The organism is Alicyclobacillus sp. SO9, from assembly GCF_016406125.1.
Classification (GTDB): Bacteria; Bacillota; Bacilli; order Alicyclobacillales; family Alicyclobacillaceae; genus SO9.
The window spans coordinates 4,683,915-4,698,325 of the sequence record NZ_CP066339.1 but is presented as its reverse complement, the minus strand read 5'-3'; the positions used below and the strand labels follow the sequence as shown (position 1 = coordinate 4,698,325).

The following is a 14,411-nucleotide window of genomic DNA, read 5'->3' as shown; positions in this document are numbered from 1 at the left end:
TGAATAAGCGGAAGGGGAGGATCCTCCTTGATAGACGTGAACAACTTTGAGTTCATGAAAATAGGGCTCGCTTCGTCCGAGAAAATCCGTTCTTGGTCACACGGCGAGGTTAAGAAACCCGAGACCATTAACTATCGAACACTGCGACCCGAAAAGGAAGGCTTGTTCTGCGAAAAGATTTTTGGACCGCAGAAAGACTGGGAATGTCATTGCGGCAAATATAAGCGTGTTCGCTATAAGGGTGTTGTGTGCGACCGCTGCGGCGTCGAAGTGACAAGGGCCAAAGTGCGCCGTGAGCGCATGGGCCACATCGAACTTGCGGCACCTGTATCGCACATTTGGTATTTCAAAGGTATTCCAAGCCGAATGGGGCTAGTGCTCGATATGTCTCCGAGAGCGCTGGAAGAAGTTATCTACTTCGCGTCCTATGTCGTCACCGATCCAGGGGACACCCCGCTTGAGCAGAAACAACTGCTGAGCGAAAAAGAGTATCGCTCTTATCGTGAGAAATACGGGTACGCGTTTGAAGCGGGGATGGGTGCGGAATCCATCAAGAAGCTTCTCCTCGAAGTGAACCCTGACAAAGAAGTGGAGATGCTGAAAGAGGAGCTCCGGACAGCGCAGGGTCAACGCAGAAACCGCGCTATCAAACGGCTGGAGGTGCTCGAGTCATTCCGGAATTCGGGTAATGAACCGGCATGGATGATTCTCGAAGCACTTCCCGTTATTCCGCCGGATTTACGGCCGATGGTGCAGTTGGATGGCGGACGCTTTGCTACTTCCGACTTAAATGACTTGTACCGTCGGGTTATCAACAGGAACAATCGATTGAAACGGTTGCTTGACTTAGGAGCTCCGGACATTATTGTCCAGAACGAGAAACGCATGCTTCAGGAAGCGGTGGATGCGCTCATTGACAATGGTCGTCGCGGCCGTCCGGTAACAGGACCCGGCAACCGCCCGCTCAAGTCGCTGTCCCACATGTTGAAAGGGAAACAGGGACGTTTTCGTCAGAACCTGCTCGGTAAGCGCGTTGACTACTCCGGACGTTCCGTCATTGTTGTCGGACCCGACTTGAATATGTTTCAGTGCGGTCTGCCAAAGGAAATGGCGCTCGAACTGTTTAAACCGTTTGTGATGAAAGAGTTGGTGGCAAGAGGGCTTGCCCACAACATCAAGAGCGCGAAGCGTAAAGTTGAGCGCGTGTCACCGGAAGTATGGGACGTGGTTGAAGATGTGATTAAGGAGCATCCAGTTCTGTTGAACCGAGCCCCGACACTTCACCGTCTTGGTATTCAAGCGTTTGAGCCAATCTTGGTGGAGGGTCGTGCAATTCGTCTGCATCCGTTGGTGTGTACAGCTTATAACGCCGACTTTGACGGTGACCAGATGGCCGTTCACGTCCCGCTTTCGGCGGAAGCTCAAGCTGAGGCCAGACTGCTGATGTTGGCAGCCCACAACATTTTGAATCCGAAAGATGGAAAGCCGGTTGTTACGCCAACGCAGGACATGGTCCTTGGGCCGTACTACTTGACCATGGAGAAGGCAGGCGCAAAAGGCAAAGCACAGATCTTCTCCAGCTTCTCCGAGGTTGAGATGGCGTTGCAGCAAGGCGTCGTCAGCCTGCATTCTCGAATTGCGTTGCCCGTACGGGGTTTGAACAAGACGTCTTTTACCGAGAAGCAGCGTGACGCAATATTGATTACAACCCCTGGGAAACTGATGTTTAACAATGTGTTTCCTGAGGACTTCCCGTACTTGCATTCGGGAGCAAAGTCCAATTTGCTGGATGGCACACCTGACGACACGTTTGTCTTCGAAAAAGGTGTGGACCTGCGCACTAAGATTGTAAATCGTCCGAGTCCAAAAGCCATTATTAAGAAGGACCTTGGCAATATTCTCGGTGAGTGTTTCCGTCGCTACGGTACAACGTCTACCGCAGAAATTCTGGACAGAGTAAAGCAGCTTGGTTTCCACTACTCGACTCAGGCGGGCATCACGATTGCAGTGTCGGACATTGTCGTGCCGGCAGAGAAGGCTGACATCATTGACGAAGCTCAGGAGCGTCAGCACAAGCTGGAAGCACAGTTCCGACGCGGTCTGATTACCGAGGAAGAGAAATACATTTCCTTCAGTCAAATCTGGACCGATGCAAAAGAAAAAGTTTCCGAGACGCTCATGCACAGCATGGACGAATTGAATCCAATTTACATGATGGCCACTTCCGGGGCCCGCGGTTCCAACTCGCAGATTACTCAGTTGGCTGGGATGCGCGGACTGATGGCCAATCCTTCCGGTCGGATTATCGGATTGCCAATTAAGTCCAACTTCCGCGAAGGTCTCACGGTGTTGGAGTACTTCATGTCCACGCACGGCGCGCGAAAAGGATTAGCCGATACCGCTCTGCGGACGGCAGACTCCGGCTACCTGACCAGGCGTCTTGTCGATGTGGCGCAAGATGTGATTGTGCGTGAGGTTGATTGTGGTACTGACAAGGGATTGAAGGTATCTCAGATTCGCGACGGCAGTGAGATTATTGAAGACCTGATTGATCGCCTTGAAGGACGCGTCGTCTTCGAGGACGTGCATCACCCAGAGACTGGTGCCGTCATTGTTGCCAAAAACGAAGTCATCAGTACGGAAGCAGCATCAGAGATTGTGGACTCTGGTATTACTGAAGTCTACATCCGTTCGGTTCTGACGTGCAGAAGTCGGCACGGTGTGTGTGTGCAGTGCTACGGTCGCAACTTGGCTACAGGCCAAATGGTTGAAATCGGTGAAGCTGTAGGCATCATTGCTGCCCAGTCTATCGGTGAGCCTGGTACGCAGCTAACCATGAGAACCTTCCATACCGGCGGTGTAGCAGGGGACGACATCACTCAAGGTTTGCCTCGGGTTCAGGAACTTTTTGAAGCGCGGAACCCGAAAGGTCAGGCCGTCATCACCGAGTTCGACGGTACGGTCACAGGCATCAGGGAAGCCAAGGATAAGCGTGAAATCGAAGTCGAGGGAGGGAGCGAAGCAAAGGTCTACTCCATCCCGTACGGCTCTCGCATACGCGTCAGTGAGGGGCAGGTTATCAGAGCGGGTGACGAACTCACTGAAGGCTCGGTGGACCCGAAGGAAATGCTCCGCGTCAAGGGGTTGCAAGGCGTACAGATGTACCTCCTGCGTGAAGTCCAGCGGGTATATCGGTTGCAAGGTGTGGACATCAGCGATAAGCACGTAGAGGTTATGGTCCGACAGATGTTGCGCAAGGTGCGGGTTCTGGACGCTGGCGATACAACGCTGTTGCCTGGTACGTACGTTGACTTGTTTGACTACGAGAAGGCGAACGAAGATGTGCTCGTCCAAGGGCAGGAGCCTGCAGTCGCGCGCCCGGCACTGCTCGGTATCACCAAAGCATCTTTGGAGACCGATTCCTTCTTGTCTGCTGCTTCATTCCAGGAGACGACGCGCGTTCTCACGGAGGCGGCCATCAAGGGCAAGGTCGATGAACTCATGGGCCTGAAAGAGAACGTGATTATTGGTAAGCTGATTCCGGCTGGCACGGGCATGGCCCGCTATCGCAAGTTGGATGTGCTCGACAGTACGGCAGGAGAAGCGGAGCAAGAGGCAGAAGCGGACTCCGCGCTTACGGTCTCGGAGTAAACAATAGATTACAAGTGAACACGGCAACTCCTACCGTCACACGCAGAATTCGCCGGGTTGTCAAGATGGCACGTAAATCGTGTTGACAGCCCGGATTATGCGGTGATAGAATCTTTGAGTGTGCCTTTGAGATGGTTCATTTAGGGAGGCTTAGCCGTGTCCCTGGAACGGATACGCCAGGCAAGCAAGATGACAATCGGTTCCAACCAGACAATTAAAGTACTACAACAGCGTGTCGCAAGATCTGTCTATGTCGCACACGATGCTGAGGAACGAGTGACACAGCCCATAGTGGAACTGGCGCGCAAGCACAGTGTCCCGCTGACGTGGGTGACTTCCATGAAAGAGCTCGGTAAAGCCTGCGGGATTGACGTGGGGGCTGCTGCGGCTGCCATCGTGGAAGAGTGACAGGGCCTGCCGTGCGCTTTCTACAGTGCATAAGTGCGCCTTGAGTCTCTTGTAATCATTTATGAACCACCAGGCTCTGTGGACTTGAAGGATGCTGTTGTTTTAGTAACTCGATATGCCTTTGGAAGGAGGTGCTGGGCATGCCAACGATTAATCAGTTAGTTCGTAAAGGACGCAAGGAAATCACCAAAAAATCAACCGCTCCTGCACTGCAAAGAGGATACAACAGTTTCGAAAAGGAACTGACCGATCTCCCTTCACCGCAAAAGCGGGGCGTTTGCACTCGTGTGGGTACCATGACTCCGAAAAAGCCGAACTCCGCTTTGCGGAAATATGCTCGTGTTCGTTTGACGAATACGTACGAAGTCACGGCGTACATTCCTGGAATTGGTCACAATCTTCAAGAGCACTCCGTCGTTCTTGTTCGCGGCGGTCGTGTAAAGGACCTTCCGGGTGTCCGTTATCACATTGTTCGTGGAGCTTTGGATACTGCGGGCGTGAAAGACCGCCAACAGGCGCGTTCGAAGTATGGCGCCAAACGAGCCAAGAAGAAGTAAGATCAGCAGCAATAAGCAGTAAAGCAGGTTGGAGATGCTCTAGACGGCTTCCCCAATCCTATTTGGAAGGAGGTTGGATGAGTGCCTAGGAAAGGTCCTGTGCAAAAACGCGACGTGATGCCAGATCCCATCTACGGGAACAAAATGGTGACGCGTTTAGTTAATAAGGTAATGATGGACGGTAAGAAGGGTGTGGCGCAACGCATTGTCTATGCAGCTTTCGAAGACGTGCGTCAACACAGCAGCAAAGACCCTATGGAGGTCTTTGAAGAAGCGATGCGTAATATCATGCCTGTCCTGGAAGTGAAAGCCCGTCGTGTCGGCGGTTCGAACTACCAGGTGCCTGTAGAGGTTCGCAATGAGCGCCGCATTACGCTTGGCTTGCGCTGGTTGGTGAACTATTCTCGTCAGCGCGGCGAAAAGACAATGGTCGACCGCTTGGCGAATGAGTTGATGGATGCTGCCAACAACACCGGCGGTGCCGTGAAGAAGAAGGAAGATACCCATCGTATGGCAGAAGCCAACAAGGCGTTTGCTCACTATCGTTGGTAGAAAACGGCGGGTAACTGTAACGTGACGAAAGGAGGGTGTTCATTGCCACGTCCATTTACATTACAGAGAACACGCAACATCGGGATTATTGCGCATATTGACGCAGGTAAAACGACCACCACAGAACGCGTGCTTTTCTACACAGGTCGCGTGCATAAGATTGGTGAGGTTCACGATGGTGCAGCTACCATGGACTGGATGGCGCAGGAGCAGGAACGCGGTATCACCATTACTTCTGCAGCCACGACCTGTCAGTGGCGGGATCACCGAATTAATATTATTGACACACCAGGTCACGTCGACTTCACCGTCGAGGTTGAACGCTCCCTTCGCGTATTGGATGGCGCAGTTGCTGTCTTTGACGCAAAGGGCGGCGTTGAACCGCAGTCTGAGACGGTGTGGAGACAGGCAGACAAATATCATGTTCCGCGTGTGGCGTACGTCAACAAAATGGACATCATCGGTGCAGACTTTTTGTCCTGCGTAGACCAGATGAAGACACGGCTGAAAGCCAACGCGGTTCCGATTCAACTGCCGATTGGTGCAGAAGACCATTTCGAAGGCCTGATCGATCTCGTTGAGAACCGGGCCGTTTATTACACAGACGATCTCGGTACGACTTCAGAAGCCCGTGAAATCCCGGATGATCTGAAGGAAATGGCTGACGAGTACCGGACCAAGTTGATTGAGGCCGTAGCTGAGCTGGACGAAGAATTGATGATGAAGTATCTGGACGGTGAAGAGATAACCACGGAGGAACTGAAACTAGGCCTCCGCCACGGAACTTGTACTGTACAGATTTTCCCGGTACTGTGCGGCTCGTCCTACAGAAACAAGGGTGTTCAGCCCATGCTTGACTCGGTAGTGGATTATCTCCCCGCACCGACGGATGTACCTCCGATTGAAGGGCACACCGTTGAGGGAGACCCGATTCAACGCCACTCCACAGATGAAGAACCTTTCTCTGCGTTGGCGTTTAAGATTATGACCGATCCATTCGTGGGTAAGTTAGCCTTTGTTCGTGTCTATTCAGGCACGCTGGACAGCGGTTCATATGTTTTGAATTCGACTAAAGGCAAACGTGAACGTATCGGACGTATCCTGCAAATGCACGCGAATCACCGGGAGGAGATTAACACACTCTATGCCGGAGATATTGCTGCTGCTGTTGGGTTGAAAGACACCAGCACGGGTGATACGCTGTGCGACGAAAAAGCAGTTGTGCTGCTTGAGTCCATGGAGTTCCCAGAACCGGTTATCTCCGTCTCCATTGAACCAAAGACGAAGGCAGACCAGGATAAGATGGGGATTGCTCTGGCGAAGCTGGCGGAAGAGGATCCGACATTCCGTACCTTTACGGACGAGGAAACCGGCCAAACCATCATCTCTGGGATGGGCGAACTGCATCTGGAGATCATCGTTGACCGTCTGCAGCGTGAATTCAAGGTCGCAGCCAATGTGGGTCGTCCTCAGGTGGCATACAAGGAGACGATTACGCAGCGGGTTGACCAAGAGGGCAAGTTTGTACGGCAATCCGGTGGTCGCGGTCAATACGGCCACGTCAAGGTTATCTTTGAGCCCTTGGAGCGGGGTGCCGGCTATGAGTTCGCCAACAAGGTTGTCGGCGGTGCAATTCCGAAAGAATACATTCCTGCGGTTGATGAAGGTATTAAGGAAGCGCTGCAAAACGGCGTGATTGCCGGATATCCGATGCTGGATGTCAAAGCCACGCTGTACGATGGTTCATACCATGATGTTGACTCATCTGAGATGGCCTTTAAGATTGCTGGTTCCATGGCTCTGAAGGCAGGGGTGCAAAAAGCGGGTCCAGTCTTGCTTGAGCCTATGATGAAGGTAGAGGTCACTGTGCCTGAGGAATACATGGGCGATATTATGGGAGACATCAACTCCCGTCGCGGTCGTGTGGAAGGCATGGAGGCGCGGGCTGGGGCACAAGTCATTCGCGGTTTCGTACCGTTGTCCGAGATGTTCGGATATTCTACCAGCCTTCGCTCAAGAACGCAGGGTCGAGGCACCTATTCAATGGAGTTCAGTTCATATGAAGAAGTGCCCAAAAACATAGCCCAAGAAATTATTTCAAAGAACAAAGGCGAATAACGCCGAAGGAGTGATTTTTGAATGGCAAAGGAAAAGTTCGATCGGTCGAAACCGCACGTTAACGTCGGTACCATTGGTCACGTTGACCACGGCAAAACCACATTGACAGCTGCTATGACTCTTATCCAATCCAGTAAAGGAATGGGTCAGGCTCAAAAGTACGATGAAATCGATAAGGCTCCCGAAGAGCGTGAGCGCGGAATTACCATTAACACATCACACGTTGAGTACTCCACTGAGGCTCGTCACTATGCTCACGTCGACTGCCCGGGCCACGCTGACTACGTGAAAAACATGATTACAGGTGCTGCTCAGATGGACGGTGCAATTCTGGTTGTCTCCGCTGCTGACGGCCCTATGCCGCAAACCCGTGAGCACATTCTCCTGGCCCGCCAGGTCGGTGTCCCGAACATCGTTGTGTTTATGAATAAGACCGACCAAGTGGACGACGAAGAACTGTTGGAACTGGTTGAGATGGAAGTTCGTGAACTTCTCAGCGAGTATGAGTTCCCTGGTGACGACTTACCTGTCATCCGCGGTTCCGCGCTGAAGGCGTTGGAAGGCGATGCAGACAACGTAAAGGCCATTGAAGATTTGCTGCAAGCGGTTGACGACTACATCCCAACCCCTGAGCGCGACACTGACAAGCCTTTCTTGATGCCTGTCGAAGACGTGTTCACCATTACCGGCCGCGGTACAGTTGCGACTGGCCGTGTTGAACGTGGTACTTTGAAGGTTGGAGACGAAGTCGAAATCGTCGGTATGAAAGAAGAAAGCTTCAAAACGGTTGCAACCGGCATCGAGATGTTCCGCAAACTTCTTGACGCAGCAGAAGCTGGAGATAACATCGGAGCACTGCTTCGCGGTGTTGAACGTAAAGACATCGAGCGCGGCCAGGTGTTGGTCAAGCCGGGCTCTATCAAACCTCACACCAAGTTTAGCGGAGAGGTTTACGTGTTGACGAAAGAAGAAGGCGGCCGTCATACTCCGTTCTTCAACGGCTATCGTCCGCAGTTCTACTTTCGCACCACTGATGTAACCGGCGTTGTTAGCCTGCAGGAAGGTACCGAAATGGTAATGCCCGGCGACAACGTAACGATGGATGTCGAATTGATTGCACCAATTGCTCTTGAGGAAGGTACACGCTTCGCTATTCGCGAAGGTGGCCGCACCGTCGGAGCTGGAGTCGTAACAAAGGTCAACGCCTAAGTCAACAAATAAGTTTGGTTGTTGACTGTGTGAAGGGAGGCTGTCTCGGGTCCGCTTGGTCCGGGGCAGCCTCTTTTGTGATTATGGGTCGCATGACAATGTTGGCCTGCCAATTGCAGTCAGAAATCCTGCGCTCACCACCCTCTGTGATGGCCGTAGCAATTCCCCCTCGTGAATCCTTATAAAATTTTATTAGATTCCTTGTAATCCACACAAATGTCTAGTATACTGTCGAATGTTGGTCTCTGACAGCGATGAGGCAGAAGGTTGCTTATGTGTCCTCAGCCATATGGGGCACCAATGAGGTGGTTTCTGCTGAGCATGTCCATAAAATTGGGCGACAAAGGAGGGAAAACATATGGCGAAGCAAAAGATTCGTATCCGGCTAAAAGCGTATGACCATCAGGTGCTTGATCAATCTTCGGAAAAAATTGTGGATACCGCGAAACGCTCGGGTGCGTTGGTTTCGGGGCCCATCCCGCTGCCGACTGATAAGCAGATTTACACCATTCTGCGAGCACCCCATAAATACAAAGATTCGCGTGAGCAGTTCGAAATGCGAACGCATAAACGTCTGATTGATATCTTAAATCCTACGCCGCAGACCGTAGATGCATTAATGCGTCTGGATCTGCCGTCTGGCGTTGACATTGAAATAAAGCTGTAGTGCCGCATGTGAGCGGAATAAGAATTGACATAGAAGTGTCTTTTGCTTCAGGGAGGTGCGATTATGAAGGGCATTTTAGGCCGTAAGCTCGGTATGACCCAAATCTTCAACGAAGAGGGCGTGGTTGTACCGGTAACGGTAATCGAAGCCGGGCCTTGTGTTGTTCTGCAGAAAAAGCAGGACAGTACAGATGGCTACTCGGCAATACAAATTGGCTTTGCAGATCAAAAGCCGAACCGGGCCACGAAGCCTGAGCAGGGTCATGCCGCTAAGGCTAACACTGCTGCGAAGCGGTATGTTCGCGAATTGCGCGGGGTGGACGTTGACGCGTACGAAGTTGGGCAACAATTAGGTGCCGACGTGTTTGAGAACGGAGACGTTGTCGATGTTGTTGGGACGTCGAAGGGTAAAGGTTATGCCGGCCCGATCAAACGCCACAACCAGCATCGCGGTCCGATGGGACATGGTTCAAAATACCACCGTGGTGTGGGTTCTTTGGGTCCGATTGCTCCTAACCGCGTCATGAAAGGCCAAACCATGGCTGGACGCATGGGCGGAGAACGGACAACGGTTCAGAATTTAGAGATCGTTCGAGTGGACGCCGACCGGAATGTGTTGCTCGTGAAAGGTGCCGTGCCTGGACCGAGGAACTCCTACGTAACCGTTCGAACGGCGGTTAAATCAATATCGAAGTAACGTGTGGAAGGGAGGAATACAGATGCCGAAAGTACCGATGTATAACATCAGCGGAGACCAGGTAGGCGAGTTAGAGCTTGATGACCGCCTGTTTGCGGCTCCGGTTCGAGAAGACTTGATGCACCAGGCGGTGTTGCAATACCTTGCTGGCCAGCGCAGCGGAACTCACAAAACAAAAGGACGCTCCGAAGTACGCGGCGGCGGCAGGAAACCTTGGCGCCAAAAAGGCACAGGACGAGCGCGTCAGGGCAGTATCCGCTCGCCACAGTGGAAAGGCGGCGGCGTGGTCTTTGGGCCGCAACCCCGAGACTACTCACAGCGAATTAACAAGAAGGTTCGGCGGGCGGCACTGTACAGTGCGCTGACCGCCAAGTTTGACGAGGGTAAACTGATTGTTCTTGACGAACTTAGCTTTCCTGAAGTCAAGACGAAGCAGGTTATTTCCCTCATGGGGCAGTTTTCGTTGGAACAGGCTTTGATTGTGGATTCCAGCTTGCAATCCAACACACAGCTGTCGGCTCGAAATCTGCAAAATGTTAAATATACCGTGGCTCAAAGTTTGAACGTTTATGAGCTGCTTAAACACTCCCATATCGTCCTGACCAAGGATGCAGTGGAGAAAGTTCAGGAGGTGTTCGCGTAATGGATCCGCGTGACCTCATTAAGCGCCCGGTTATCACGGAGCGCTCCAGTGACCTGATGGAACAAAACAAGTACGTGTTTGAAGTGGATCGGCGTGGGAATAAAACCGAAATTCGCCAGGCAATCGAGAAAATCTTCGATGTCAAAGTGGCGAAGGTGAATACCATCCGAGTGCCTGGGAAACTAAAGCGGGTTGGCAAAAACGTAGGTCGCACTTCTGAAAGAAAGAAAGCCGTTGTTACATTGGCCGAGGATTCTAAGCCCATTGATTTCTTTGGTGCTTAAATAGGGATTTTGTAATAGAAGGAGGTTATCTCGGTGGGCATCAAAAAGTATCGTCCGACTTCACCGGGTCGTCGGTTCATGTCTGTCTCGACATTTGAAGAAGTCACGACCGACCGACCGGAAAAGTCCTTGCTGGCACCGCTGAAAAAGCGAGCCGGACGAAACCATCAAGGCAAACTTACGACACGCCATCAGGGCGGTGGTCATAAACGCCAGTACCGTATGATTGACTTTAAACGTAATAAAGACGGCGTACCTGCAAAGGTTGCGACAATCGAATACGATCCAAACCGTTCGGCGCGGATTGCGTTGTTGCACTACGCGGACGGCGAAAAGCGTTACATTTTGGCTGTGAACGGGATGAAAGTTGGAGACAAGGTTGTCTCGGGCACCGGAGCAGACATTCGTCCTGGGAACGCGTTGCCGCTATCTGCTATTCCTGTAGGTACTGTTGTGCACAACATCGAATTGAAGGCTGGCCGCGGCGGGCAACTAGCGCGAGCGGCAGGCGCGGCTGCACAGTTGATGGCGAAAGAAAAGGGCTACGCTCAGGTTCGTCTCGACAGCGGGGAAGTTCGGTTGGTGCGTCTCGAGTGTCGGGCAACCATCGGTCAAGTAGGTAACCTTGATCACGAGAATGTGAACATTGGTAAAGCCGGCCGGTCACGGTGGCTGAATAAACGCCCGACGGTCCGCGGTTCTGTCATGAACCCAGTAGACCATCCGCACGGCGGTGGTGAAGGCCGCGCTCCGGTTGGCCGCAAGTCGCCAATGTCGCCTTGGGGTAAGCCGACGCTTGGTAAAAAGACGCGCAAGAAAAATAGTCCGACAGACAAGTACATTGTTCGTCGCAGGAAGAAAAAATAAAAGTTGTTCTAGTACCTAAGCTACGGTATCACGAGAGGAGGTTTTGAGATGAGTCGCTCCTTGAAAAAAGGTCCGTTTTGTGATGACTATCTGATGAAGAAAGTTGAAACCATGAACTCCAGCGGGCAAAAGCGTGTCATCAAGACGTGGTCTCGCAGGTCCACAATTTTTCCGCAGTTCGTGGGACACACATTCGGAGTTCACGACGGCCGCAAGCATGTGCCGGTATACGTATCTGAAGACATGGTAGGACATAAGTTGGGTGAATTCGCTCCTACCCGAACTTTTAAAGGGCACGCAGGAGATGAAAAATCCTCGCGTTCACGGTAGTGAATGATGAAAGGGGGAACAAGCATGGAAGCGACACAAACACGTGCGCGGGCGAGATACATTCGTATTGCGCCCAGAAAAGCGCGCTTGGTTGTAGATTTGATTCGCGGTAAAGAGGTTGGGCAGGCTTTCGCCATTTTGAAGCTGACACCTCGCGGAGCATCGCCTGTAGTGGAAAAGGTGTTGCACTCTGCAGTATCGAATGCCGAGAATAATCACAATATGGACGTTGACAATCTGTATGTTAAAGAAGCGTACGTAGATCCGGGTCCGACCCTGAAGAGGTTCCACCCGCGTGCTCAGGGTAGAGCATACAGCATCATGAAGCGTACGAGTCATATCACCGTGGTTGTTGCGGAGAAAAAGGAGGGATAAAGCCGGCATGGGTCAAAAGGTCAATCCAGTAGGAATGCGCATCGGTGTAATTCGCGACTGGGAATCCAAGTGGTTCGCCAGCAAGAAAGACTATCAAGATTTGCTGCATGAAGACCTGAAGATGCGGGGATTTATCGCCAAGAAACTGAAGGATGCAGCTGTAGCGTCAATCGACATCGAGCGTGCTGCCAATCGAATCAATGTTGTGATTCACACAGCGAAGCCAGGAATGGTGATTGGTAAAGGCGGCTCGGAAGTAGATGCATTGCGCAATCAACTCAATGCTCTGACAGGGAAGAGAGTCCACATCTCCATTTCGGAGATTAAGCAACCCGACTTGTCTGCACAATTGGTAGCGGACAACATTGCCAGCCAGTTGGAACGCCGGGTGTCTTTCCGCCGCGCGATGAAGCAAGGCATTCAACGCAGTGTGAGAGCAGGAGCGCAAGGAATTCGCGTTCAAGTATCGGGTCGCCTTGGCGGCGCTGAAATTGCACGTACAGAAGGTTATTCAGAGGGAACAGTTCCTTTGCACACTTTGCGTGCAGATATTGATTATGCACTATCGGAAGCCCATACCACCTATGGACGTATTGGTGTGAAAGTTTGGATATACCGCGGAGAGATTCTCCCGCAACGGAACAGGAAGGGCGCCGAGGAAGGGGGTAACTAATCCATGTTAATGCCAAAGCGCGTTAAACACCGTAAAGAGCATCGGGGACGCATGAAGGGTAATGCCAAAGGCGGCACAGAGGTGACCTTTGGAGAATTTGGTCTGCAGGCCCTAGAAGCCTCTTGGGTCACGAATCGCCAAATCGAGGCCGCGCGTATTGCGATGACTCGTTACATTAAACGTGGCGGGAAAGTTTGGATTAAGATTTTTCCGAGTAAACCAGTTACACAAAAACCTGCCGAGACTCGGATGGGAAGCGGTAAAGGTTCACCGGAGAAATGGGTAGCAGTTGTGAAGCCGGGTCGAGTGCTGTTCGAGTTGGCTGGCGTAAGTGAGGAAGTAGCGCGAGAAGCGATGCGTCTTGCTGCACATAAGCTGCCAATCAAAACGAAGTTCATTCTTCGTGAGGAAGTAGGTGGTGAGGCTGATGAAAGCTAATGAACTCCGCGACTTGTCCAACGAGGAAATTGAGAGCCGAGTGGACCAGTTGAAGGACGAGTTGTTTAATCTCCGTTTCCAGCTCGCCACCGGACAGTTGGAAAATGTGATGAGAATTCGTCAAGTACGAAAAGATATCGCTCGTGCCAAAACCGTACTAAAGGAACGCGAACTAGGTATTGGTTAAATCTGAGTAGCGAAAGGAGGCGTTTGTGTGGAACGGAATTACCGCAAAGTACGGACAGGGAAAGTGGTCAGTGACAAGATGGAAAAGACCATCGTTGTAGCGGTTGAAGAAAACGTGATTCATCCATTGTATGCGAAGACGGTTCGCAGTACGAAGAAGTTTAAGGTGCATGACGAGAACAATGAAGCACAGAAAGGCGACACCGTAAGAATCATGGAAACTCGTCCGCTGAGCAAGGACAAACGCTGGCGTTTACTAGAAATCATCGAAAAAGCTGTTGTGATTTAACGGTCGAGAGGAGGAAAGACCATGATTCAGCCTCAAACCAGGTTGACTGTTGCGGATAACACTGGTGCAAAGGAAGTAATGTGCTTCCGTGTACTCGGAGGATCGAACCGTAAAACGGCCAATATCGGCGACGTCATTGTCGCTTCTGTGAAGAGTGCAACACCCGGGGGCGTTGTTAAGAAGGGTGACATTGTCAAGGCCGTTGTGGTGCGTACGCGCCGCGGTCTCAGAAGGCCTGACGGATCTTACATTCGCTTTGACGAGAATGCCGCAGTCATTATTCGCGACGACAAGGGACCCCGAGGTACGCGTATCTTTGGGCCTGTTGCAAGAGAACTTCGCGAACGGGATTTTATGAGAATCATTTCACTGGCTCCCGAGGTGCTCTAGTGCCTTGGACCAACGAGTATAAGGAAACTTGCGAGCGGGCATTCCAATCAATTGCCCGGCTTGGCGAGGAGGTGCACT

At 51.9% G+C, this 14,411-nt stretch carries 18 protein-coding genes; all 18 read left to right on the top strand.

The annotated features are described in order from the left end of the window. The first annotated feature begins 27 nt into the window (after positions 1–27). The 18 genes from rpoC to rplN all read left to right on the top strand — a co-directional run bounded on the left by rpoC (position 28) and on the right by rplN (position 14,333). Positions 28–3,651, top strand: a complete 3,624-nt coding sequence (rpoC, locus tag GI364_RS21955) for a DNA-directed RNA polymerase subunit beta' (RefSeq protein WP_198851308.1) — start codon at positions 28–30, stop codon at positions 3,649–3,651. A 156-nt stretch (positions 3,652–3,807) separates the two neighbouring features. Next, a complete protein-coding gene (locus tag GI364_RS21950; RefSeq protein ID WP_198851307.1) occupies positions 3,808–4,059 on the top strand; it encodes a ribosomal L7Ae/L30e/S12e/Gadd45 family protein in 252 nt (83 codons plus the stop codon). A 140-nt stretch (positions 4,060–4,199) separates the two neighbouring features. Continuing rightward, positions 4,200–4,616 carry a 30S ribosomal protein S12 gene (gene rpsL, locus GI364_RS21945; RefSeq protein WP_198851306.1) on the top strand — a complete coding sequence of 139 codons (417 nt, stop codon included), beginning with the start codon at positions 4,200–4,202 and terminating at the stop codon, positions 4,614–4,616. Positions 4,617–4,697: 81 nt separating this feature from the next. Then, complete coding sequence (gene rpsG, locus GI364_RS21940) at positions 4,698–5,168, top strand: 30S ribosomal protein S7 (RefSeq protein WP_198851305.1); 471 nt, start codon at positions 4,698–4,700, stop codon at positions 5,166–5,168. Between the two features lie 42 nt (positions 5,169–5,210). After that, complete coding sequence (gene fusA / locus GI364_RS21935; RefSeq protein ID WP_198851304.1) at positions 5,211–7,286, top strand: elongation factor G; 2,076 nt, start codon at positions 5,211–5,213, stop codon at positions 7,284–7,286. A gap of 21 nt (positions 7,287–7,307) precedes the next feature. Further along, entirely contained in the window at positions 7,308–8,495 is a 1,188-nt protein-coding gene (gene tuf, locus GI364_RS21930; RefSeq protein ID WP_198851303.1) for an elongation factor Tu, read from the top strand. A gap of 358 nt (positions 8,496–8,853) precedes the next feature. Then, entirely contained in the window at positions 8,854–9,162 is a 309-nt protein-coding gene (rpsJ, locus tag GI364_RS21925) for a 30S ribosomal protein S10 (RefSeq protein WP_198851302.1), read from the top strand. Positions 9,163–9,225: 63 nt separating this feature from the next. After that, on the top strand, positions 9,226–9,858 hold the full coding sequence (rplC, locus tag GI364_RS21920) for a 50S ribosomal protein L3 (RefSeq protein WP_233095912.1): 633 nt from the start codon (positions 9,226–9,228) through the stop codon (positions 9,856–9,858). Positions 9,859–9,880: 22 nt separating this feature from the next. Beyond that, positions 9,881–10,501 (top strand): 50S ribosomal protein L4, encoded by a 621-nt coding sequence (rplD, locus tag GI364_RS21915; RefSeq protein WP_198851301.1) that lies wholly within the window; start codon positions 9,881–9,883, stop codon positions 10,499–10,501. Continuing rightward, positions 10,501–10,785: a 50S ribosomal protein L23 gene (gene rplW, locus GI364_RS21910; RefSeq protein WP_198851300.1), complete on the top strand. Its 285-nt coding sequence runs from the start codon at positions 10,501–10,503 to the stop codon at positions 10,783–10,785. Before rplD ends, rplW begins: the two co-directional genes overlap by 1 nt. Positions 10,786–10,818: 33 nt before the next feature. Further along, positions 10,819–11,652 (top strand): 50S ribosomal protein L2, encoded by an 834-nt coding sequence (rplB, locus tag GI364_RS21905; RefSeq protein ID WP_198851299.1) that lies wholly within the window; start codon positions 10,819–10,821, stop codon positions 11,650–11,652. A gap of 48 nt (positions 11,653–11,700) precedes the next feature. After that, complete coding sequence (gene rpsS / locus GI364_RS21900; RefSeq protein WP_198851298.1) at positions 11,701–11,982, top strand: 30S ribosomal protein S19; 282 nt, start codon at positions 11,701–11,703, stop codon at positions 11,980–11,982. A gap of 24 nt (positions 11,983–12,006) precedes the next feature. Further along, positions 12,007–12,357 carry a 50S ribosomal protein L22 gene (gene rplV, locus GI364_RS21895; protein WP_198851297.1) on the top strand — a complete coding sequence of 117 codons (351 nt, stop codon included), beginning with the start codon at positions 12,007–12,009 and terminating at the stop codon, positions 12,355–12,357. Between the two features lie 7 nt (positions 12,358–12,364). Continuing rightward, positions 12,365–13,030, top strand: coding sequence for a 30S ribosomal protein S3 (gene rpsC / locus GI364_RS21890; RefSeq protein WP_198851296.1), 666 nt, complete (start codon positions 12,365–12,367; stop codon positions 13,028–13,030). Between the two features lie 3 nt (positions 13,031–13,033). Continuing rightward, the gene (rplP, locus tag GI364_RS21885) at positions 13,034–13,468 is read left to right on the top strand and encodes a 50S ribosomal protein L16 (protein WP_198851295.1); all 435 of its coding nucleotides are present in this window, start codon (positions 13,034–13,036) and stop codon (positions 13,466–13,468) included. Then, positions 13,458–13,655 carry a 50S ribosomal protein L29 gene (gene rpmC, locus GI364_RS21880; protein WP_198851294.1) on the top strand — a complete coding sequence of 66 codons (198 nt, stop codon included), beginning with the start codon at positions 13,458–13,460 and terminating at the stop codon, positions 13,653–13,655. The genes rplP and rpmC overlap by 11 nt, the downstream gene beginning before the upstream one ends. Before the next feature lie 27 nt (positions 13,656–13,682). Then, on the top strand, positions 13,683–13,943 hold the full coding sequence (rpsQ, locus tag GI364_RS21875) for a 30S ribosomal protein S17 (RefSeq protein ID WP_255524509.1): 261 nt from the start codon (positions 13,683–13,685) through the stop codon (positions 13,941–13,943). A gap of 21 nt (positions 13,944–13,964) precedes the next feature. Continuing rightward, positions 13,965–14,333: a 50S ribosomal protein L14 gene (gene rplN, locus GI364_RS21870; RefSeq protein ID WP_198851293.1), complete on the top strand. Its 369-nt coding sequence runs from the start codon at positions 13,965–13,967 to the stop codon at positions 14,331–14,333. Positions 14,334–14,411: the final 78 nt, after the last annotated feature.

Bases quoted from the DNA above. Each gene is read 5' to 3' on its own strand.
- rpsJ (WP_198851302.1), top strand. From the start codon at position 8,854: ATGGCGAAGCAAAAGATTCGTATCCGGCTAAAAGCGTATGACCATCAG.
- rplC (WP_233095912.1), top strand. From the start codon at position 9,226: ATGAAGGGCATTTTAGGCCGTAAGCTCGGTATGACCCAAATCTTCAAC.
- rplP (WP_198851295.1), top strand. From the start codon at position 13,034: ATGTTAATGCCAAAGCGCGTTAAACACCGTAAAGAGCATCGGGGACGC.
- rplD (WP_198851301.1), top strand. From the start codon at position 9,881: ATGCCGAAAGTACCGATGTATAACATCAGCGGAGACCAGGTAGGCGAG.
- rpsC (WP_198851296.1), top strand. From the start codon at position 12,365: ATGGGTCAAAAGGTCAATCCAGTAGGAATGCGCATCGGTGTAATTCGC.
- tuf (WP_198851303.1), top strand. From the start codon at position 7,308: ATGGCAAAGGAAAAGTTCGATCGGTCGAAACCGCACGTTAACGTCGGT.
- rplN (WP_198851293.1), top strand. From the start codon at position 13,965: ATGATTCAGCCTCAAACCAGGTTGACTGTTGCGGATAACACTGGTGCA.
- rpmC (WP_198851294.1), top strand. From the start codon at position 13,458: ATGAAAGCTAATGAACTCCGCGACTTGTCCAACGAGGAAATTGAGAGC.
- rpsS (WP_198851298.1), top strand. From the start codon at position 11,701: ATGAGTCGCTCCTTGAAAAAAGGTCCGTTTTGTGATGACTATCTGATG.
- rplV (WP_198851297.1), top strand. From the start codon at position 12,007: ATGGAAGCGACACAAACACGTGCGCGGGCGAGATACATTCGTATTGCG.
- rplW (WP_198851300.1), top strand. From the start codon at position 10,501: ATGGATCCGCGTGACCTCATTAAGCGCCCGGTTATCACGGAGCGCTCC.
- rpsL (WP_198851306.1), top strand. From the start codon at position 4,200: ATGCCAACGATTAATCAGTTAGTTCGTAAAGGACGCAAGGAAATCACC.